Source organism: Streptomyces sp. NPDC005494, assembly GCF_042872025.1.
Taxonomy (GTDB): Bacteria; Actinomycetota; Actinomycetes; order Streptomycetales; family Streptomycetaceae; genus Streptomyces.
Genome location: NZ_JBIAJR010000021.1, coordinates 24,215 through 44,569, shown reverse-complemented (window position 1 = coordinate 44,569; position 20,355 = coordinate 24,215). Strand labels below are relative to the sequence as shown.

Sequence of the window (20,355 nt, the reverse complement as noted above, 5' to 3'; positions counted from 1 at the left end):
GGAAGCTAAGCCTTTCAGCGCCGATGGTACTGCAGGGGGGACCCTGTGGGAGAGTAGGACGCCGCCGAACAATTATTCCGGGAAAGCCCCGTGCCTTTGTGGCACGGGGCTTTCCTGCTTTCCAGGGCGTTTCAAGGCGTTCCAGGTCTCAACCCCTCCTCCGTACCCCTGTGCACCGTCCCTCGGAAGCTGAGGGTAAGGTCAGGGGGCATCATTGGCACGTTCTTCACAGGAGGCCCCCGGGTGGAGGTCCAGGAGACTCGAGTTCAGACGGACCGAGTACTCACCATCCCCAACATCCTCAGCATGGCTCGCCTCGTCGGCGTACCGCTCTTCCTGTGGCTGATCCTTCGCCCCGTGTTCGGTGGGCCCAACAGCGATGGCTGGGCCCTGCTGGTTCTGATGCTGAGCGGTGTCAGTGACTACCTCGACGGCAAGCTGGCCCGTAAGTGGAACCAGATCAGCAGTCTCGGCCGGCTCCTGGACCCGGCTGCCGACCGCCTCTACATCCTGTCGACCCTCGTCGGACTGACCTGGCGCGAGATCCTGCCGCTGTGGCTGACCGCAGCGCTCCTGGCCCGTGAGCTGATGCTTCTCGTCATGGTGGCGATCCTGCGCCGCCACGGCTATCCGCCGCCCCAGGTCAACTTCCTCGGGAAAGCTGCAACCTTCAACTTGATGTACGCCTTCCCTCTGTTGCTGCTCAGCGACGGAAGTGGTTGGCTGGCTTCGCTGGGCACCGTTTTCGGATGGGCGTTCGCTGGATGGGGTACAACCCTCTATTGGTGGGCAGGGATCCTCTACGTGGTCCAGGTCCGCCGTCTGGTCAAGGCGGATGAAGCAGCCGATTAGCTCGTTGACGTGGCGCCGTGCAATGTCGCCGGCCCGCACCGGATAGTTGTGGTGTTGCCCCGACGGGCGAAGTCGGCTGGACCGTCTCTTCGAGGAGGACGTTTCCGACATGAAGGCCGTCGTGATGGCAGGCGGTGAAGGCACCCGCCTTCGCCCCATGACCTCAAGCATGCCCAAGCCGCTCCTGCCCGTGGCCAACAGGCCGATCATGGAGCATGTGCTGAGGCTGCTCAAACGGCATGGGCTCAACGAGACCGTTGTCACCGTTCAGTTCCTTGCCTCTCTCGTCAAGAATTACTTCGGTGACGGCGAAGAACTCGGTATGGAGCTCAGCTATGCCAACGAGGAAAAGCCACTAGGCACCGCGGGAAGCGTGAAGAACGCCGAAGACGCCCTGAAGGACGACACCTTCCTGGTCATTTCCGGCGACGCGCTCACGGACTTCGACCTGACGGACCTCATCGCTTTCCACAAGGAAAAGGGCGCGCTGGTCACGGTGTGCCTCACCCGGGTCCCGAATCCGCTGGAGTTCGGGATCACCATCGTGGACGAAGACGGAAAGGTCGAGCGTTTCCTGGAGAAGCCGACCTGGGGGCAGGTCTTCTCGGACACGGTGAACACGGGCATCTACGTCATGGAGCCCGAGGTCTTCGACTACGTCCAGGCCGACACCTCGGTGGACTGGTCCGGCGACGTCTTCCCGCAGCTCATGAAGGACGGCAAGCTGATCTGCGGCTACATCGCGGAAGGCTACTGGGAGGACGTCGGCACGCACGAGAGCTACGTGAAGGCCCAGGCCGACGTGCTGGAGCGCAAGGTCGACGTCGAGCTCGACGGGTTCGAGATCTCGCCCGGTGTCTGGGTGGCGGAGGGCGCGGACGTCCATCCCGACGCCGTACTGCGAGGGCCCCTCTACATCGGGGACTACGCCAAGATCGAAGCCGGCGCCGAGATCCGGGAACACACGGTCGTCGGCTCCAACGTGGTCGTGAAATCCGGTGCCTTCCTGCACCGCGCGGTCGTCCACGACAACGTCTACATCGGCCAGCACAGCAATCTGCGTGGCTGTGTGATCGGTAAGAACACCGACATCATGCGGGCTTCGCGGATCGAGGACGGCGCTGTCATCGGCGACGAATGTCTGGTCGGTGAGGAATCGATCATTCAGGGCAATGTCCGGGTCTACCCCTTCAAGACCATCGAGGCCGGCGCCTTCGTCAACACCTCGGTCATCTGGGAGTCGCGCGGACAGGCGCACCTCTTCGGGGCCCGCGGAGTCTCCGGGATCCTGAACGTCGAGATCACGCCGGAACTCGCCGTCAGGCTCGCCGGCGCGTACGCGACGACCCTGAAGAAGGGCGCCACGGTCACGACCGCCCGAGACCACTCCCGCGGTGCGCGCGCACTGAAGAGAGCGGTCATCTCGGCCCTGCAGGCCAGCGCCATCGACGTCCGTGACCTGGAGAACGTGCCGCTGCCGGTGGCCCGTCAGCAGACCGCGCGGGGGAGCGCCGGAGGCATCATGATCCGGACGTCGCCCGGAGTCCCGGACTCGGTCGACATCATGTTCTTCGACGAGCGGGGAGCCGACCTCTCGCAGGCCCGCCAGCGGAAGCTGGACCGCGTCTACGCCCGGCAGGAGTACCGCAGGGCCTTCCCCGGCGAGATCGGCGACCTCCACTTCCCGTCCAGCGTCTTCGACTCCTACACGGGCTCCCTGCTCCGCAACGTCGACACGGCGGGTATCGCCGACGCGGGCCTCAAGGTCGTCGTCGACGCGTCCAACGGCAGCGCCGGGCTCGTCCTGCCCAGCCTGCTCGGACGTCTCGGGGTGGATGCCCTGACGATCAACCCGGGGCTCGACGAGTCGCGGCCGACGGAGTCCGCCGAATCCCGGCGTGCGGGGCTGGTCCGGCTCGGCGAGATCGTGTCGTCCGCACAGGCGGCCTTCGGCGTACGGTTCGACCCTGTCGGTGAGCGTCTCTCGCTCGTGGACGAGCGGGGCCGCATCATCGAGGACGACCGGGCCCTGCTGGTCATGCTCGACCTCGTCGCCGCCGAGCGCAGGAGCGGGCGGGTGGCCCTGCCGGTCACGACGACCCGCGTCGCGGAACAGGTCGCGGCGTACCACGGTACGCAGGTGGAGTGGACGACCACGTCACCCGACGACCTGACCCGGGTGGGCCGGGAGGACACGACGATCTTCGGCGGCGACGGCCGCGGCGGCTTCATCGTGCCGGAGTTCAGCAGCGTCTTCGACGGTGCGGCCGCCTTCGTCAGGCTCATCGGCCTGGTGGCCAGGACACAGCTCACCCTGAGCCAGATCGATGCCCGTATCCCGCGTGCCCACGTGCTGCGGCGCGATCTCGCGACCCCGTGGGCGGTCAAGGGACTCGTCATGCGCAGGGTCGTGGAGGCCGCGGGAGAACGCAGCGTGGACACCACCGACGGAGTGCGGGTGGTCGAGACGGACGGCCGCTGGGTGATGGTCCTGCCCGACCCCTCGGAAGCGGTCACCCACCTGTGGGCGGAAGGACCCGACGACGCCTCCGCCCAGGCACTCCTCGACGAGTGGGCGGCGGTCGTCGACAGCGCGGGCGACTGACCCCGGAACCGCCGGACCGGGAGCGGGGATCTCGCCGCTCCCGGTCCGGCGGTGGGGCCATTCGGCGGCAGCAGGCATGACGTGCGACGATGTGCGGCATGTCGCAGCCGCCCCCCGATCGGAGTAGCGCCCCGCCGCGTCCTCGCCCCGACGCGTCCATGTCGCTGCTGACCACCGTGATGGAACACAGCCTCGACGAGGGGTACGCCGAGGCCTCGGCCCGTCGCAGGTCCGAGGGCAGTGCGGGCATGCCACGCACGCTCAGGGCCAAGCTCGGTCTGGCCGCGGGTCTCGTGCTGGCCGCGTTCGTGGTGACCCTCGGCGCCGCCGAGGCACAGGTCGCCGCGCCGGTCGTGGCCAAGGAACGCGAAGAGCTCATCGATCGGGTGAACGCCGAGACCGCCACGGCGGACACGCTCGAAGCGGATGTCGAAAAACTGCGCAAGGACGTGAACGAACGCCAGCGCAAGGCCCTCGAACGGCACGGAGGCGATCAGGGCGGGCTGGTGGCGCTGCTGTCCGGCGCAACTCCCGTGGAGGGGCCCGGCATCAAGCTGGTCGTGGACGACGCCGAGAACACCGACCAGGGCGGCGGAGGCCCCCGTGAGTCCACCGGCTTCGCGGACACCGGGCGGGTACGGGACCGGGACATGCAGCGCGTGGTCAACGGCCTCTGGCAGTCCGGTGCCGAGGCGATCGCCATCAACGGGCAGCGGCTGACGGCCCTCTCGGCCATCCGCGCGGCGGGCGACGCCATACTGGTCGACAACAGGCCGCTCGTGCCGCCATACACGGTGCTCGCGGTGGGGGACGGGAAGCAGCTCGCCGCCGCGTTCCGGGACAGCGCGGACGGTCAGTATCTCCAGGCGCTGCATGAGAGCTTCGACATCCGCACCAGCATCTCCGAACAGGAGAAGGTGCGCCTGCCGGCCGCCCCCAGCCTGATCGTACGTACAGCAGAGCCTCAGGCCGCGGACACGGACAGTGGTGCGGCAGACACAGGGAAGGGCACATCGTGATCGCCGTACTGGGCCTCGTCGTGGGAGTCGTGGTCGGACTGTTGGTCCGGCCCGAAGTGCCGGCGGTGGTCGAGCCCTACCTGCCGATCGCCGTCGTCGCCGCGCTCGACGCCGTCTTCGGTGGCCTCCGGGCCATGCTCGACGGGATCTTCGTGGACAAGGTCTTCGTGGTGTCCTTCCTCTCCAACGTCGTCGTGGCGGCACTGATCGTCTTCCTCGGCGACAAACTCGGGGTCGGTGCCCAGCTCTCCACCGGCGTGGTGGTCGTGCTCGGCATCCGGATCTTCTCCAACGCCGCGGCGATCCGCCGGCACGTCTTCCGGGCTTGAGGCCGATGAACAACGAACAGAACCCGCGCAAGGAAGGACCGGCCGGCGCGCTCCCGGCCGAGGCACCCACCCCGCCTCCGCCTGCCCCTGCTCCGCCCCCTTCCGCGGGAGTCACGGGCAGGCAGCGGCTGCGGGCGGGGCTCTGGCCGCCGAGGGTGAGCAGAGCCCAACTCATCGTGGCGCTCCTGCTGTTCGTCCTGGGCCTCGGGCTGGCCATCCAGGTCAGGTCGAACAGCGACAACAGTGCCCTGCGCGGCGCCCGCCAGGAGGACCTCGTCCGCATCCTCGACGAGCTCGACAACCGCACCGAGCGCCTCGAGGACGAGAAGCAGCGCCTCGACGACCAGCGCACGGAGCTGGAGAACAGCTCGGACCAGGCGGAGGAGGCCCGGAAGCAGACGCTCGAGAAGGAACGCCAGCTCGGTATCCTGGCCGGTACCGTCGCGGCGCACGGCCCGGGGATCACGCTGACCATCAGCGACCCGACCGGTGCCGTCGAGGCGGACATGCTCCTCGACACCATCCAGGAGCTGCGGGCCGCCGGTGCCGAGGCGATCCAGATCAACGGGGTGCGGGTCGTGGCCGACACGTACTTCTCCGGAGACGGGGGAGAGTTGAGGGTGGACGGCAAGAAGATCCAGGCTCCGTACGAGTTCGAGGTCATCGGCAAGCCGCAGGACCTCGAGCCGGCTCTGAACATCCCCGGCGGCGTGGTGCAGACGCTGGAGAAGGAGCAGGCCACGGCGGAGGTGACGCGTGCCGAGGACATCGTCGTGGACGCCTTGCGACCGGCGGAGCAGCCTGACTACGCTCGGTCGTCGACCCAGTGAGGCAGGAGCGCGCAGCGCTCGGAGGACACCGGTTCGAGCTTGCGGGGGGTCGGCGCAACGGATCGGTGACGCGTGGTGGAAACTGTCGGGTGGATACGGACGTTGTGAAGATGTCCGGGTCGGCAGGTGTGTTCATTCAGGGTTCGTCCTGCCCCACGGGCGGGTCTATTTCGGTCAAGGGGAAACGCCCGTGAAGTTGTTTGCGAAGTTGTTCGGAAAGAGTGCTCGCGAGGACAGCAACAGCGCTGCCCGCCACCGAGCCCCGCGTCAGGGTCAGGGCGCAGAGGAGCAGGGCACGGAGCGCCCGCTCTTCCGCGATGAGGTGCCGGGGTCCGGCGCGTCGTCTGTTGACCCTGCCGGTGCCGGACGCATAGGTTTCGGGGAACCATCAACCTCAAGTACGGGTGGAGGGTTCGCCCCCGCTCCGGAGGGCTCGTCCATGCCGGTCTGCAGCAGGTGCGGGCATCACAATGCCGAGGCCAGTCGTTTCTGTTCCAACTGCGGTGCGCCGCTGAGGGGCGGAATTCCCGAGCGTGCCTCGGAGACCACCTCGACCATCTCCATCTCCGGCATCGAGGCCTACGAGGCCGAGGTGACAGGGCAGAACGTCCTCCCCTCGCTCTCCCCGGAGGCCCAGGCCGCGGTCGACGCCCTGCCCGCCGGTTCGGCGCTGCTGGTCGTGCGCCGGGGCCCGAACTCCGGCAGCCGGTTCCTGCTGGACGGTGACCTCACGACGGCCGGACGCCACCCGCAGAGCGACATCTTCCTCGACGACGTGACCGTGTCGCGGCGTCATGTGGAGTTCCGCAGGAGTCCGGACGGTAGTTTCACCGTGGGCGACGTCGGCAGCCTCAACGGCACCTACGTCAACCGCGAGCGCATCGATTCCGTCGCGCTGTCCAACGGCGACGAAGTCCAGATCGGCAAGTACCGACTGGTCTTCTACGCGAGCCAGCGGGGCGTGTGACCCCTCAGGGAAGGTCCATGCTGCGAACACCGACAGGCGGTGCCGGCCACGGCACCGCCGCCGCGGGCGAACGCCCGATGAGCATCGGCACGGTGCTCATCCAGCTGCGCGACGAGTTTCCCGAAGTCACCATCTCCAAGATCCGCTTCCTGGAGACGGAGGGGCTCATCGAGCCCCAGCGCACGCCTTCGGGCTACCGGAAGTTCAGTACGGCCGACGTCGAGCGGCTGGCGCAGGTCCTGCGCATGCAGCGGGACCACTACCTGCCCCTCAAGGTCATCCGTGAGCACCTCGAGGCCCTGGCCCGAGGCGAGCAGGCCGCGCTGCCGTCCGACGGTGCGCAGGGCGAGCTCGCCGACGGCCGCTGGGACCAGGCGCAGGGCGGGGGCGCCACAGCGGCCCGTATCGGCCGCCAGGAGCTCCTCGCCGCCGCCGACGTCACGGAGGAGCAGCTCGAGGAGTGGGAGTCGTACGGGCTCCTCGTGCCCGCTTCGGGCGGGAGCTACGACGCCGAGGCGGTGACCGTGGCGCGGCTGGTCGCGGACCTCGGCCGTTTCGGACTGGAACCCAGGCATCTGCGGGCCGTCAAAGCCGCTGCCGAGCGCGAGGCGGGGCTGGTCGAGCAGGTGGTCGCGCCCCTGCGCCGGCACAGGAATCCGCAGACCAGAGCCCATGCGGAGGCCACGGCCAGGGAGCTTGCCGAGCTCTCCGTGCGCCTGCACGCGGCGCTCGTGCAGAGTGCTCTGAAGGTGACCTTCCACTGACCTCGGGGGTGCCCGACTATCCAAACATGGTGGGCACGTCCTAGGGTTGCTGTGTGAACGAGCTCGACGTTGTGGGTGTCCGGGTGGAAATGCCCTCCAACCAACCGATCGTGCTCCTGCGTGAAGTGGGAGGCGACCGGTACCTCCCTATCTGGATCGGCCCTGGGGAAGCGACCGCGATCGCCTTCGCCCAGCAGGGCATGGCTCCGGCCAGGCCGCTGACCCATGATCTCTTCAAGGATGTGCTCGAGGCCGTCGGCCAGGAGCTCACCGAGGTCCGCATCACGGACCTCAGAGAAGGGGTCTTCTACGCGGAGCTGGTCTTTGCCAGCGGGGTCGAGGTGAGCGCGCGTCCGTCCGACGCCATAGCGCTCGCCCTGCGCACCGGCACGCCGATCTACGGCAGTGACGGGGTGCTCGACGACGCAGGCATCGCCATTCCGGACGAGCAGGAGGACGAGGTGGAGAAGTTCCGCGAATTCCTCGACCAGATCTCGCCGGAGGACTTCGGTACCAATAGCCAGTGACCGCCCCGCAGGGGTGGCGTCAGCGCATCCGGCAAGCCGTTCCCGTAAACCGGTCACGGGAAACCACCCTCAGGGTGATTATCACTCGGCGTGCCGAGTGTGGCGATCGTTGACGCACCCCTGGTGACTGCCTACCTTCGAGGTGGCAGGTCAAGGACGGAGGTCGGCGTGAGAAGCAGCGGCGACGGTACGGCTGCGGGTGGGCCTTACCGGCAGCATGGCAGTGCGGCCGACCACACCATCAGACAGCCGGTTCAGCCGGCGGTGGTGGCAGCGGACGGTACGGCAGCGGCGGCTGACATCGGCTATCGGGGGCCGACAGCATGCGCTGCGGCCGGTATCACCTACCGGCAGCTCGACTACTGGGCGCGGACGGGGCTGGTCGAGCCGAGCGTGCGCCCGGCGTACGGGTCGGGGACGCAACGTCTCTACAGTTTCCGGGACGTGGTCCTCCTCAAGATCGTGAAGCGGTTCCTCGACACGGGGGTCGCTCTTCAGAACATCCGCACCACAGTCCAGCACCTCAGGGCCCGCGGATTCACCGATCTCGAGCGCATGACCCTGATGAGTGACGGAGCCACGGTCTACGAGTGCTCCTCGCCCGACGAGGTCGTGAGTCTTCTCCAGGGGGGCCAAGGCGTCTTCGGTATCGCCGTGGGCGTCGTCTGGCGGGACGTGGATGCCGCGCTCTCACAGCTCCACGGAGAGCGGATCGACACCGGCGAGACGCTCGTCGGGCACAATCCCGCCGACGAACTGGCACGGCGCCGCAACCGCGCGGGCTGAGCGGCCCAGCCCCTCCGGCCCGGCGCACGCGTCGGGCGGAGCGGTTGTCAGTGGCGTAGGGCAGCATCTGTCCGTGTGAGAGCCGCGCCCACGATTCTGCATCTGGACATGGATGCCTTCTACGCCTCTGCCGAGCAGGCGGCGAAGCCCAGCCTGCGCGGTAAGCCGGTGGTGGTCGGCGGCCTGGGGATGCGCGGGGTCGTCGCCACCGCCTCGTACGAGGCCCGCCGTCTCGGCGTCCACTCGGCGATGCCGATGGCGCAGGCGCGGCGGCTCGCGCCCAACGCTGCCTACCTCGTCCCGCGGTTCGCCCTCTACCGGTCGGTCAGCGACCAGGTGATGGAGCTGCTCGGGAGGCTGTCACCGCTCGTCGAGCCCCTCAGCCTGGACGAGGCGTTCGTGGACCTGGAGGCAGGCGGGGTGGCGGACGACTCCGCGTCCGCCCGTGCCATCGGCCAGCAACTGCGCACCGTGATCAGGGCCGTCACCGGGCTCAGCGGCTCCGTCGGGCTCGCCGGGTCCAAGATGCTGGCCAAGATCGCCTCGGAGGAGGCGAAGCCGGACGGCCTGCTGCTCATCGAACCGGGAACCGAGCGGGAGCTCCTCGCACCCATGTCCGTGCGCACGCTCCCCGGGGTAGGGCCCGCCACCGGCGACCACCTCCGCCGCGCCGGCATGACCGTGGTCGACGACCTCGCACAGGCGGGCGAGGCGGAGCTCGTGCGCCTGCTGGGCAAGGCGCACGGCGTGGCCTTGCACCGGATGGCTCAGGGCCACGACGACCGGCCCGTCGTCGCGGAACGGGACGCCAAGTCCGTCTCGGTCGAGGACACCTTCGACGTGGACCTGCACGACCGTGTGCGCGTCAGGAACGAGGTGGAGCGGCTGGCGGAGCGGTGCGTGGGACGACTGAGGGGCGCGGGGCGCTCGGGGCGCACCGTCGTCCTCAAGGTGCGCCGCTACGACTTCTCCACGCTCACACGGTCCGAGACCCTGCGAGGCCCCACGGACGACCCCACGGTCGTCAAGGAGGCCGCCGCGAGGCTTCTGGAGGGCGTCGACACCACCGGGGGAGTGCGGCTGCTCGGGGTCGGCGTCACGGGACTGGCGGACTTCACGCAGGAGGACCTCTTCGCCCAGGCCGCGGAGGCGGAGCACATCGCCGAGGAAGCAGCGGCCGATGCCACCCCCGACGCGCGGCCCGTCCCGGCGGCGGAGACGGTCAAGGAGAGCGCCGAAGAGCCTGCTGTCCGGCGCTGGTCCGCCGGACACGACGTCCGGCACGAGATCCACGGCCACGGATGGGTCCAGGGCAGCGGCGTGGGACGGGTGACGGTGCGGTTCGAGGAACCGTGGTCGCCGCCCGGCCGCGTGCGGACGTTCCGCATCGACGATCCGCAGCTGGAGCCGGTGGATCCCCTGCCCCTGGTGCGGGAGGCGCCGGACTACTCCTCCTGGCCGGCCAGCCTGCCGAAGTCCCGGTCCGGGACCGGCCCGGCCGACGGGGCGGAGTCCAGCCCGTAATGGCGGTAGAGCTGCAGTTCCTGTTCGGGCGAGAGGTGGCGGCCGACCCCGAAGTCGGGCGCGTCCTTGATCAGGGCCCGGTCGAAGGGAATCAGCAGCGCGCCGTCGACGAACTCGCTCGGCTCCAGCGGGACGAACGCGTCCCTGGTGAAGAGACCGGTGCGCACGGCGGCCCACTCCGGTACTCCGGTGGCGTCGTCGAGATACACCTCGTCCACCGTCCCGATCTTGGCACCTTGACGGTCGAAGGCCTTGCGGCCGATCAGGCTGCGCGGATCGATGTCGGTCTGCACGGTGCCTCCCACTGGTCACAACTGCATCAGGGTGGTCGCAAGCGCTCCACAGGCTCTACGAAAGGCCAGATCCGGGGCATCGGCCACTCGAGACGGCCCTCTCCTGCCCCGCTGGTAGTCTGGAACCGGCTGCTGACCCCGTGCGGGAGAGTCCTCCGGAGCGATCCGGAGGCGCCGAAGGAGCAACTCCTCCCCGGAATCTCTCAGGCCCCCGTACCGCACGGACGAGGTCACTCTGGAAAGCAGGGCGGAATCCGTGCGGCACGCGCCGTGGCGGGCGCCGCCCTCACCGACGGTGAAAGCCGGCACGCCCCAGGGCGCGCCGGTGAAGCTCTCAGGTCGAGATGACAGATGGGGAGGCCGTACGGGCAGCCACGCCGTGGCGCCCCTCGCAGGTCGTGGCAGACCAGGAGGCCTCCATCATGACCCCCCGTCGCACTCCGCTCTCCCAGCTGGAGCAGGGCATCCCCTTCGAGCAGCGCCACATCGGGCCCGATGCCGAGGCTCAGGCGAAGATGCTCGCCCAGGTCGGTTACGGCTCCCTCGACGAGCTGACCGCCGCCGCCGTGCCCGACGTGATCAGGAGCGCCGAGGCGCTGAACCTCCCGGAGGCGCGGACCGAGGCGGAGGTCCTGGCCGAGCTGCGCAGCCTCGCCGACCGTAACCAGGTGCTGACCCCGATGATCGGGCTCGGCTACTACGGCACGTTCACGCCGCCGGTGATCCTGCGCAACGTCATGGAGAACCCCGCCTGGTACACGGCCTACACCCCGTACCAGCCCGAGATCTCCCAGGGGCGGCTCGAGGCACTCCTGAACTTCCAGACCATGGTCGCCGACCTCACCGGTCTGCCGACCTCGGGAGCCTCGCTTCTCGACGAGGGCACGGCAGCGGCCGAGGCCATGGCCCTGGCACGGCGTGTCGGCAAGGTGAAGAACGGTGTCTTCCTGGTCGACGCCGACACGCTGCCGCAGACCGTAGCCGTGATCGAGACCCGCGCCGAGCCGACCGGGGTCGAGGTCGTCGTCGCCGATCTCACCGACGGCATCCCGGCCGAGGTCGCCGAGCGCGGAGTCTTCGGCGTGCTGCTCCAGTACCCCGGCGCCTCGGGCGCGGTCCGCGACATCAAGCCCGTCATCGAGCAGGCGCACGAACTGGGCGCGATCGTGTCCGTCGCCGCCGACCTCCTGGCCCTGACGCTGCTCACCTCGCCCGGCGAGCTGGGCGCGGACATCGCCGTGGGCACCACGCAGCGCTTCGGCGTCCCGATGGGCTTCGGCGGACCGCACGCCGGTTTCATGGCGGTGCGCGAGAAGTTCGCCCGCAGCCTGCCCGGCCGCCTCGTCGGCGTCTCCGTCGACGCGGACGGCAACAAGGCCTACCGCCTGGCACTGCAGACCCGCGAGCAGCACATCCGGCGCGAGAAGGCCACCAGCAACATCTGCACCGCCCAGGTGCTGCTCGCCGTCATGGCCGGGATGTACGCCGTCTACCACGGGCCGGACGGGCTGCGGACCATCGCACGGCGCACGCACCGCTTCGCCGCCATCCTGGCCGAAGGGCTGCGCTCCTCGGGTCTCGACGTCGTGCACGGCGCCTACTTCGACACCCTCACCGTCCGCGTGCCGGGCGGCGCGGCCGACGTGGTCGCCGGGGCGCGGGAGCGCGGGGTCAACCTCCGGCTGGTCGACGCCGACCACGTCTCCGTGGCCTGCGACGAGACCACGACCCGCGCGTGTGTCGCCGCCGTCTGGGCCGCTTTCGGCGCCGACGGTGACATCGAGGCGCTGGACGCCGGGACGGCCGACGCGCTGCCCGACGGGCTGCTGCGGACCGACGCCGTCCTCACCCACCCGGTCTTCCACCAGCACCGCTCCGAGACGGCGATGCTGCGCTACCTGCGCCGGCTCGCCGACCGTGACTACGCGCTGGACCGCGGCATGATCCCGCTCGGCTCCTGCACCATGAAGCTCAACGCCACCGCCGAGATGGAGTCGATCACCTGGCCCGAGTTCGGCGCGCTGCACCCCTTCGCCCCCGCCGAGCAGGCGCAGGGCTTCCTCACCCTCATCCGGGAGCTGGAGGAGCGCCTCGCCGAGGTCACCGGCTACGACGCCGTCTCGATCCAGCCCAACGCGGGCTCGCAGGGTGAGTTCGCCGGTCTTCTGGCCGTGCGCGCCTACCACCGGGCCAACGGGGACCACGCCCGTACGGTCTGCCTGATCCCGTCCTCCGCGCACGGCACCAACGCGGCGAGCGCCGTGATGGCCGGCATGAAGGTCGTCGTCGTGAAGACCGCCGAGGACGGGGAGGTCGACATAGAGGACCTCCGGGCCAAGATCGCGCAGCACCGCGACGAGCTCGCCGTCCTGATGATCACCTACCCCTCCACGCACGGTGTCTTCGAGGAGCACGTCGCCGACATCTGCGGTGAGGTGCACGACGCGGGCGGCCAGGTGTACGTGGACGGCGCCAACCTCAACGCCCTCGTCGGCCTCGCGAAGCCGGGTCACTTCGGCGGCGACGTCTCCCACCTCAACCTGCACAAGACCTTCTGCATCCCGCACGGCGGCGGTGGCCCGGGTGTGGGCCCGGTCGGCGTGCGCGCGCACCTGGCGCCCTACCTTCCCAACCACCCGCTCCAGCCCGCCGCGGGACCGGAGACCGGTGTCGGCCCGATCTCGGCCGCGCCGTGGGGCTCGGCCGGCATCCTGCCCATCTCGTGGGCGTACGTACGCCTGATGGGGGGCGAAGGTCTCAAGCGTGCGACGCAGGTCGCCGTGCTCGCGGCCAACTACATCGCCAAGCGCCTGGAACCGCACTTCCCGATCCTGTACAACGGCCCGGCCGGTCTGGTCGCGCACGAGTGCATCGTGGACCTGCGCCCGATCTCCAAGGCGACGGGTGTCAGCATCGACGACATCGCCAAGCGGCTGATCGACTACGGCTTCCACTCGCCGACCATGTCGTTCCCGGTGGCCGGGACGCTGATGATCGAGCCGACGGAGAGCGAGGACCTCGCGGAGCTCGACCGGTTCTGCGACACGATGATCGCCATTCGCGGCGAGATCGACAAGGTCGCCGCCGGAACCTGGAGCGCGGACGACAACCCGCTGCGCAACGCCCCGCACACGGCGGCCGCGCTCGGTGGCGAGTGGGCCCACGCCTACACCCGCGAGGAGGCGGTCTTCCCGGCCGGCGTCACGCCTTCGGACAAGTACTGGCCGCCGGTGCGCCGGATCGACGGCGCGTTCGGTGACCGCAACCTGGTCTGTTCCTGCCCGCCGCTGGAGGAGTACGACCAGTAGGGGCACGGATACGCGTCGGGGCCGGTGCGGAGAACTCTCCGGGCCGGCCCCCTCGTTCCGTCGGCCGCGCTCAGGCGGCCTTCATCACCTGACCGCTCCTCAGTGGCCGGTGAGGAGCGATGATCTGCCCGTCCGGGAGCAGCTCACCGGTGTCCTCGAAGAGCAGGACGCCGTTGCACAGCAGACTCCAGCCCTGTTCCGGGTGGTGGGCCGTCAGGCGTGCGGCCTCCCGGTCGTTGGAGTCGGCGGTCGGGCAGGGTGGCTGGTGCTGGCACATGGGTGGGTTCTTTCGCTGCGTCGATTCGAGTGTCCTGCGGCTGGACGAGGTGTTCATGGCCGCCCCCGTATCAAGTCGGTCCGTTCCAGTGTTGCCCCACGGGCGTCGATCCGCAGGGATTTCGCAGCAGCTGCTGTTCTCCTCCCATGACGCATCACCCGGCCGGGCGGTTCGATCCAACTGGACTGTCCGTTCGGATGGTTCGGGGTGGCCTGACCGGACTAGTCCGCACGGGGCAGACGGGCGCCCCCGCCGTACAGCTCGGCGGGGGCGTCTGAAGGGCGACTCTCAGGCCGGCGACCCGAGGAGGCCCGGGAGATCCGGAAGAGGAGCCGGAGTGACACGCAGTGTCATGACGGGGAGCAGATCCGCGACGTGGTGCGGGCGGTGAGCCGTGATGCCCGGCGGGGCGGGAGCCAGAGGCACCAGTACGTCGGTCGGCGCGAGCGTGCCGCCTCCGGCGTCCGCGCCCGTGTCGTGGTGCAGCCACAGTGTGAGCATGTACAGCTCAGGAATGGACAGCAGGCGCGGCTGGTAGTCGACGGCCGCCGACTCCGCCTGACGGACGGCCAGTTCGGTGGAGGCGAGGTAGGGGCCCTCGAAGAAGTGCGAGAACGTCCACCCGTCGGCGGTCAGCATGGTGTCCGCCGCGGCGACGGCGCGCTCGCCGTTGCGGATCAGGAAGCGCCAGCCGGCGAGGCGGGTGCGCGGAGCGGCCTCGTCGGGCACGATCCGGTCCAGCACGTGGACGGGAAGCGGGAGTTCTGGGCTCAGGGATCCCTGGACGGACCTGAGTGCGGGCGTATGGGCCTCGCGGACTGCGGTGGGAGAACCGAGTGCCGCGAGAACGCTGCGCAGTGCGGGCGCGGGGGCCGGGGAAACATGCAGCGGCATAGTGGGTCGCCTCTCACTTCGGAGACACGGTGGTGCGTGGGCGGGTGCAGACGGCGCTGTCGGCGTGCGGGGCCAGAGGAAGGCCGGTGACGGGCGGACGGGCCGGTGCGTCAACTCTCTGCCTCGTTCGCAGAGTTTATACGACAAATGTTCACACGATGTTTCGGCTAGCCGACCCGCATATTGCGCGCAAGGCTGATTCGGGCCCTTGAATTGCGGCATTTCTGGGGCTTCGGGCCATCCTGTGGCCCTGCCGTCAGGTATTTTCCCTTTGCGGCGGTAGGCTGAAACCCGTCGGTGTTTCTACCACGCAACCCCACCGCGGCAAGCGCATATGCCCATGCCTTCGGAATGTGCCTCCGGCGTCAGACACCAGACTACTTGCTGTCCGGGGCCCGTGTGGGCGTTACGGATCATCTCGACGGGGCATTATCGATCGTGATACGAGCGGCCTGGGCCGCGGGCCGCCCACGCGAGGAGGGACCCTTCGATGGGCGAGAAGGTCGTGGCGGGTGCCTTTGCCCCGTCCGATCGGCAGGCGTACCGCGAGAAGCTCACCCAGTGCCTGACCGGGCTGGAGAGGCTCCTGTCGGAGCGGAGGTTCGATCGTCCCCGGAATCTCATGGGGCTGGAGATCGAGCTGAATCTCGCGGGTTCGGACGGCATGCCGAGGATGCGGAATGCTGAGGTGCTCCAGCGCATCGCCAGCCGGGATTTCCAGACGGAACTCGGGATGTTCAATCTGGAAGTAAACATTCTTCCCCACCGGCTGAGCGGCAGAGTATTCGATCAGCTCGCCGAGGAGTTGCGGACCGGCCTCGCATATGCCCACCGCAAGGCCGCGGAGGTCGACTCCGGGATCGTGATGATCGGCATCCTGCCGACCCTGGGGCGTGACGATCTGGTGACGGCGAACCTGTCGGACGTGGATCGCTACACCCTCCTCAACGATCAAATGGCGGCGGCCCGGGGCGAGGAATTCCTCCTCGATATCGAAGGCGTGGAGCGATTGGTCTCCACCTCTTCCTCCATTGCCCCTGAATCCGCCTGCACGTCCGTGCAGTTGCATCTGCAGGTGACCCCGGACCGGTTCTCGGACGTCTGGAACGCCGCTCAGGCCATCGCGTCCGTGCAGATCGCCCTCGGCGCCAACTCGCCCTTCCTGTTCGGCAAGGAGCTCTGGCGGGAGTCGAGGCCGCCGCTGTTCCAGCAGGCCACGGATGTGCGTCCGCCCGAACTCGCGAACCAGGGGGTACGCCCGAGGACCTGGTTCGGGGAGCGCTGGATCAGCTCGGCGTACGAGCTGTTCGAGGAGAACCTGCGCTACTACCCGCCCCTGCTGCCGATCTGTGACGACGAGGAGCCGCTGCGGGTTCTCGACGAAGGCGGGGTGCCCACCCTGGCCGAGCTCGTCCTGCACAACGGCACGGTCTACCGGTGGAACAGGCCGGTGTACGGCCTGGCCGACGGCGTGCCCCATCTGCGCGTCGAGAACCGGGTCCTGCCTGCCGGGCCCACGGTCGTCGACGTGATCGCCAACGCCGCCTTCTACTACGGGCTGGTGCGCGCGCTCGCCGACGAGTCGCGGCCGGTGTGGAGCAAACTGCCCTTCGAGGCCGCCGCCGAGAACTTCGACACCGCGTGCCGGCACGGAATCGACGCCGAGCTCCTCTGGCCACGGCCCGGCCGCGCCGGCGGTGTGGCGCGGGTGCCCGCCGTCAAGCTCGTACGGGACGAACTGCTGCCGCTCGCGTCGGCAGGGCTCGATGCCTGGAACATCGAGCCGTCCGACCGCGACCGCTATCTCGGAGTCATCGAGGAACGCTGCCGACTCAGGACGAACGGAGCCTCCTGGCAGGTCGACACCTACCACCGCGCCCTGGAGGCCGGTCTGGAACGGGAGGGGGCCCTGGCGGCCACCACCCGGCGGTACGGGGAGTTGATGCAGGCGGGCGAACCGGTGCACACCTGGCCGGTCGGCTTCCCCGCCCCCTGAGAGGTGGAGCCGCCCGGTGTGCCGCCACCCGTACGCCGTCGGGCAAGCTATGACACGTAGCTGACGACAGGTGTACAGGTGGAGGCGGGGCGCGTGGCTGAATCCATTCCTCACGAGGTGGTGTCCCGGCGGACTCTCCGCTCCGAGACGCTGCTCGTGCTGGCTCTCTCACTCGGGGCCAGTGGAGTGTCCGCGCTGATCAGCTTCATCGGGTCGCTGACGAAGCCAGGGGGCCTCAAGGACCAGGCCGCGACGCTGAACGGGTCGTACGCTCCCGGGAGGCCGTGGCTGGACCTGGCCTGGCAGATGTTCGGCATCGCGTCCGCGCTGGTGCCGGTCGCCCTCGTGGCCCACCTGCTCATCCGGGAAGGGGCCGGTCTGCGCACCCTGGGCCTGGACCGCACCAGGCCCTGGCCGGACCTCGGCCGGGGCACTCTGGTCGCGGCGGGGATCGGCAGCGCGGGGCTGGCGTTCTACCTGGTGGCGCGGGCCTGGGGATTCAACCTGACGGTGGTGCCGGAGTCGTTGCCCGACGTCTGGTGGAAGTTCCCCGTGCTGATCCTCTCGGCGGTGCAGAACTCCCTGGTGGAGGAGGTCATCGTCGTCGGCTATCTGCTGCGGCGGCTGGGTCAGTTGGGGTGGACGCCGATGGCCGCACTGGTCGCGAGTTCGGTGCTGCGGGGCTCGTACCACCTCTACCAGGGGATCGGCGGCTTCATCGGGAACATGGTGATGGGCGTCGTCTTCGTGCTGCTGTACCGGCGCTGGGGGCGGGTCGGGCCGCTGGTCGTCGCGCACGCCCTGCTCGACATCGGAGCCTTCGTCGGTTACGCGCTGCTGGCGGGGAAGGTGGACTGGCTGCCCACCCCCTGAGTCCGGGGCGGCCCGGGCCCGCCGTGTTCAGAGTCCGGTCAGCAGTTCACCGTCGAGCACTGTCACCGCGCTGCCGGTCAGCAGCGTGCGCCCGCCCCGCAGCGAGGTGCGCACCAGGCCCGAGCGGGCGGATGCCTGAAGTCCTGTGAGATCGTCGCGGCCGAACCTCGCCGACCAGAACGGTGCCAGGGCGGTGTGGGCGCTGCCGGTCACGGGGTCCTCGTCGATGCCGACCGCGGGGAAGAAGCCGCGCGAGACGAAGTCGTAGCCGCGTGCGGGGTCCTCGGCCGCCGCCGTGGCGATGACGCCCCGCCGGGAGCAGGCGGTGAGAGCGCGGAAGTCCGGGCGCAGGGCGCGTACGGCCGCTTCGTCGGCCAGCTCCACCAACAGGTCGCCGACCTGCTCACCCGTGTCGTGGACGGAGAGGGGCGACGCACCCAGCGCTTCAGCCAGCCCGGCGGGAGCGGCCACCGGCGTCAGCGGCGCCGTCGGGAAGTCCAGAGTCAGGCTGCCGTCCTCGTGGACGGTGGTGCGCAGGACGCCGGAGCGGCTGGCGAAGCGCACCGTCGCGCCCGTGGCCCCGGTGGTGTGCAGGACGTGGGCGGTGGCGAGCGTCGCGTGCCCGCAGAGGTCGACCTCGGTGGCCGGGGTGAACCAGCGCAGCGCCCAGTCGGCGTCACCGCCCGGCGGCAGAGGGTGGGCGTAGGCGGTCTCGGAGAGGTTCAGCTCGGCGGCGAGCAGCTGGAGGCGGTCCGCCTCGGGAAAGGGCCCGGAGTCCAGGATCACGACTCCGGCGGGGTTGCCTGTGAAGGGGCGGCCGGTGAACGCGTCGACGATACGGATCTTCATGGCCCGACCGTAGGCCGACGGCTCCGCGCGGGTCCAAGGCCAATTGCGCACAGGCGGCCCTGGCTTCTCCGGCCCGGCCGTGGGCTGTTCGCACCTCAGCCGGAGGTCTCGCGCACGTGGGTGGTGTCGGCGTCGATGCGGGCGCCCTCGGAGTCCACCGGTACGAGGTCCGGGACGGGTGCTGGTCGGTGCGCGCCCATTTCTGGTGGCGAGTGGTCGAGGCTTGCTGCGCGATAGTTTCCGATATATCGTTGAAGCATCGCGACAGATCAAAGACAAGTGTTGCGACAGGATGACGAAGAGAGGAGCGCAGTCATGCGTTCACATGGAAACGATCACGGGTACGGCCCCGGACGCCGGGGTGCCGGCAGGGGCGGATTCGAAGAAGGCAGGGCCGCCTTCGGGCCGTTCGGGCCGCCCTTCGGGGGTGGGCCCTTCGGCGGCGGAGGCGGTCGGGGGCGGGGCGGCGGCAGGGGGAGGGCCCGGCGCGGTGACGTGCGCGCGTCGATCCTGGCTCTGCTGAAGGACCGCTCGATGCACGGGTACGAGATGATCCAGGAGATCGGCGAGCGCAGTGGAGGGGCCTGGCGGCCCAGCCCCGGCTCGGTGTACCCCACGCTCCAGCTGCTGGAGGACGAGGGTCTGATCGTCAGCGCGAGCGAGGGCGGCAAGAAGCTGTTCACGCTGACCGAGGCGGGGCGCACGGAAGCCGAGTCCGGCTCCGAGGCTCCCTGGGAGGAAGCCGGTCGCGGTGTCGACTGGGAAGGTGTGAACGAGATCCGGCAGGCCGGCTTCGGCCTGATGGAGGCGTACGGCCAGGTGTGGAAGACCGGGTCCGCCGACCAGCGGCAGAAGGCGCTCGCGGTCATCAACGACGCCCGCAAGAAGCTGTACCTGATCCTCGCCGACGAGCAGTGAGCCGTGTGGCTCGCGACGTACCGAAGAAGGGCCCCGAACCACGGGGCCCTTCTTTCGTCGGTGTGGACGCCGTGCTCCTCGCGGGGGTGGCGTCTCATCCGCAAGGATGAGGGGATGCTCCACCGAGCCCGCCTTTCGCGGGAGGGCGGATGCGCCGTACCGGGGATGTTTTCGCTCCCCGGGGCTGATGGGGTGGAGATGTGCACATCCGGACGTCAGCAATCACGGGGCAGGCCTCGCCGCACCCGCCGTGGGCCGGTGCGGCGCTGAGTGACGCCATGGCCGCCGTGGTGAGCGGTGCGCGACGGCGTGCGGTGCGTGACGGAGACCGTCATGTCGACACGGCCCATCTCCTCCACTCCCTGGTCGAGTCGGACCCGCAGGCCCGGGAAGCCTTCGACGGCGGGCCGCAACTGGCCAGGGTGCTCGGCTATCTCGTGCAGCGCAGCATCGGATACGGGCTGCGCTGGCAGGGCACGCAGGAAGGAGCGGGAGCGCTCCCGGCTGGACGGGGACCGGGCGCCGAGGGCCTGTCCCCGACGGCGGCCGTGGCTCTGGAGTGCGCGGCCCGGGCCGCTGTGCGGCGCGGGGAGCCTTGTGCCGACGGCCTCGATCTGCTGGCCGAGCTGGTCGCTGATCCGCGCTGCCGGGCCGTGGAAGTGCTGGAGCGGGCCGGCGTCGTCACCGCACGGCTGGCCGCCCGCGCGACGCACCGGCAGGAGGTCGCGGACGCACGAGGGTGAT

19 protein-coding genes and 1 riboswitch are annotated in these 20,355 nt (G+C 69.5%); of the genes, 15 read left to right on the top strand and 4 right to left on the bottom strand.

Annotation, left to right across the window (positions count from 1 at the left end; genetic code table 11):
* Positions 1-243 precede the first annotated feature (243 nt).
* The 10 genes from ACFYQ6_RS34540 (at position 244) to ACFYQ6_RS34495 (ending at position 10,203) form a co-directional block, all read left to right on the top strand.
* A complete protein-coding gene (locus ACFYQ6_RS34540) occupies positions 244-852 on the top strand; it encodes a CDP-alcohol phosphatidyltransferase family protein (RefSeq protein ID WP_361586138.1) in 609 nt (202 codons plus the stop codon).
* Between the two features lie 109 nt (positions 853-961).
* Positions 962-3,457 carry a mannose-1-phosphate guanyltransferase gene (locus ACFYQ6_RS34535; protein WP_361586135.1) on the top strand — a complete coding sequence of 832 codons (2,496 nt, stop codon included), beginning with the start codon at positions 962-964 and terminating at the stop codon, positions 3,455-3,457.
* A gap of 158 nt (positions 3,458-3,615) precedes the next feature.
* Positions 3,616-4,476, top strand: coding sequence for a DUF881 domain-containing protein (locus ACFYQ6_RS34530; protein WP_388766776.1), 861 nt, complete (start codon positions 3,616-3,618; stop codon positions 4,474-4,476).
* Positions 4,473-4,805 carry a small basic family protein gene (locus ACFYQ6_RS34525; protein WP_003970459.1) on the top strand — a complete coding sequence of 111 codons (333 nt, stop codon included), beginning with the start codon at positions 4,473-4,475 and terminating at the stop codon, positions 4,803-4,805. Before ACFYQ6_RS34530 ends, ACFYQ6_RS34525 begins: the two co-directional genes overlap by 4 nt.
* A gap of 5 nt (positions 4,806-4,810) precedes the next feature.
* A complete protein-coding gene (locus ACFYQ6_RS34520) occupies positions 4,811-5,635 on the top strand; it encodes a DUF881 domain-containing protein (protein ID WP_361586130.1) in 825 nt (274 codons plus the stop codon).
* A 190-nt stretch (positions 5,636-5,825) separates the two neighbouring features.
* Positions 5,826-6,602, top strand: coding sequence for an FHA domain-containing protein (locus ACFYQ6_RS34515; protein WP_388766772.1), 777 nt, complete (start codon positions 5,826-5,828; stop codon positions 6,600-6,602).
* Positions 6,603-6,619: 17 nt separating this feature from the next.
* On the top strand, positions 6,620-7,366 hold the full coding sequence (locus tag ACFYQ6_RS34510; RefSeq protein ID WP_361586125.1) for a MerR family transcriptional regulator: 747 nt from the start codon (positions 6,620-6,622) through the stop codon (positions 7,364-7,366).
* Between the two features lie 53 nt (positions 7,367-7,419).
* The gene (locus ACFYQ6_RS34505; RefSeq protein ID WP_006123076.1) at positions 7,420-7,893 is read left to right on the top strand and encodes a bifunctional nuclease family protein; all 474 of its coding nucleotides are present in this window, start codon (positions 7,420-7,422) and stop codon (positions 7,891-7,893) included.
* A 168-nt stretch (positions 7,894-8,061) separates the two neighbouring features.
* On the top strand, positions 8,062-8,679 hold the full coding sequence (locus ACFYQ6_RS34500) for a MerR family transcriptional regulator (RefSeq protein ID WP_361586150.1): 618 nt from the start codon (positions 8,062-8,064) through the stop codon (positions 8,677-8,679).
* 75 nt (positions 8,680-8,754) lie between these two features.
* Positions 8,755-10,203, top strand: a complete 1,449-nt coding sequence (locus ACFYQ6_RS34495) for a DNA polymerase IV (RefSeq protein ID WP_361586123.1) — start codon at positions 8,755-8,757, stop codon at positions 10,201-10,203.
* Here the strand turns inward: ACFYQ6_RS34495 and ACFYQ6_RS34490 are convergent.
* The gene (locus tag ACFYQ6_RS34490; RefSeq protein WP_361586121.1) at positions 10,125-10,496 is read right to left on the bottom strand and encodes a PRC-barrel domain-containing protein; all 372 of its coding nucleotides are present in this window, start codon (positions 10,494-10,496) and stop codon (positions 10,125-10,127) included. The two genes, ACFYQ6_RS34495 and ACFYQ6_RS34490, sit on opposite strands and share 79 nt — an antisense overlap.
* A gap of 133 nt (positions 10,497-10,629) precedes the next feature.
* A riboswitch (glycine riboswitch) is annotated at positions 10,630-10,725 on the top strand.
* 193 nt (positions 10,726-10,918) lie between these two features.
* On the opposite strand from ACFYQ6_RS34490, the gene gcvP reads away from it, so the two are divergent.
* Complete coding sequence (gene gcvP, locus ACFYQ6_RS34485; RefSeq protein WP_388766769.1) at positions 10,919-13,804, top strand: aminomethyl-transferring glycine dehydrogenase; 2,886 nt, start codon at positions 10,919-10,921, stop codon at positions 13,802-13,804.
* A 70-nt stretch (positions 13,805-13,874) separates the two neighbouring features.
* Here the strand turns inward: gcvP and ACFYQ6_RS34480 are convergent, their stop codons facing one another.
* Entirely contained in the window at positions 13,875-14,081 is a 207-nt protein-coding gene (locus ACFYQ6_RS34480) for a DUF5999 family protein (RefSeq protein WP_104790521.1), read from the bottom strand.
* Positions 14,082-14,369: 288 nt separating this feature from the next.
* Positions 14,370-14,975 (bottom strand): hypothetical protein, encoded by a 606-nt coding sequence (locus ACFYQ6_RS34475; RefSeq protein WP_361586116.1) that lies wholly within the window; start codon positions 14,973-14,975, stop codon positions 14,370-14,372.
* A 490-nt stretch (positions 14,976-15,465) separates the two neighbouring features.
* Between ACFYQ6_RS34475 and ACFYQ6_RS34470 the strand changes: the two genes are divergently transcribed.
* Positions 15,466-16,971 carry a glutamate-cysteine ligase family protein gene (locus ACFYQ6_RS34470; RefSeq protein WP_361586113.1) on the top strand — a complete coding sequence of 502 codons (1,506 nt, stop codon included), beginning with the start codon at positions 15,466-15,468 and terminating at the stop codon, positions 16,969-16,971.
* Positions 16,972-17,064: 93 nt separating this feature from the next.
* Entirely contained in the window at positions 17,065-17,844 is a 780-nt protein-coding gene (locus ACFYQ6_RS34465; protein ID WP_361586111.1) for a type II CAAX endopeptidase family protein, read from the top strand.
* A 27-nt stretch (positions 17,845-17,871) separates the two neighbouring features.
* On the opposite strand, the gene ACFYQ6_RS34460 is transcribed toward ACFYQ6_RS34465, so the two are convergent.
* A complete protein-coding gene (locus ACFYQ6_RS34460; RefSeq protein WP_361586108.1) occupies positions 17,872-18,693 on the bottom strand; it encodes a PhzF family phenazine biosynthesis protein in 822 nt (273 codons plus the stop codon).
* 315 nt (positions 18,694-19,008) lie between these two features.
* Here ACFYQ6_RS34460 and ACFYQ6_RS34455 point away from each other — a divergent pair, with 315 nt between their 5' ends.
* Together ACFYQ6_RS34455 and ACFYQ6_RS34450 are read left to right on the top strand one after the other, a co-directional pair.
* Entirely contained in the window at positions 19,009-19,611 is a 603-nt protein-coding gene (locus tag ACFYQ6_RS34455; RefSeq protein ID WP_361586106.1) for a PadR family transcriptional regulator, read from the top strand.
* Positions 19,612-19,811: 200 nt separating this feature from the next.
* Positions 19,812-20,354 carry a peptidase gene (locus ACFYQ6_RS34450; RefSeq protein WP_388766766.1) on the top strand — a complete coding sequence of 181 codons (543 nt, stop codon included), beginning with the start codon at positions 19,812-19,814 and terminating at the stop codon, positions 20,352-20,354.
* Position 20,355 lies beyond the last annotated feature (1 nt).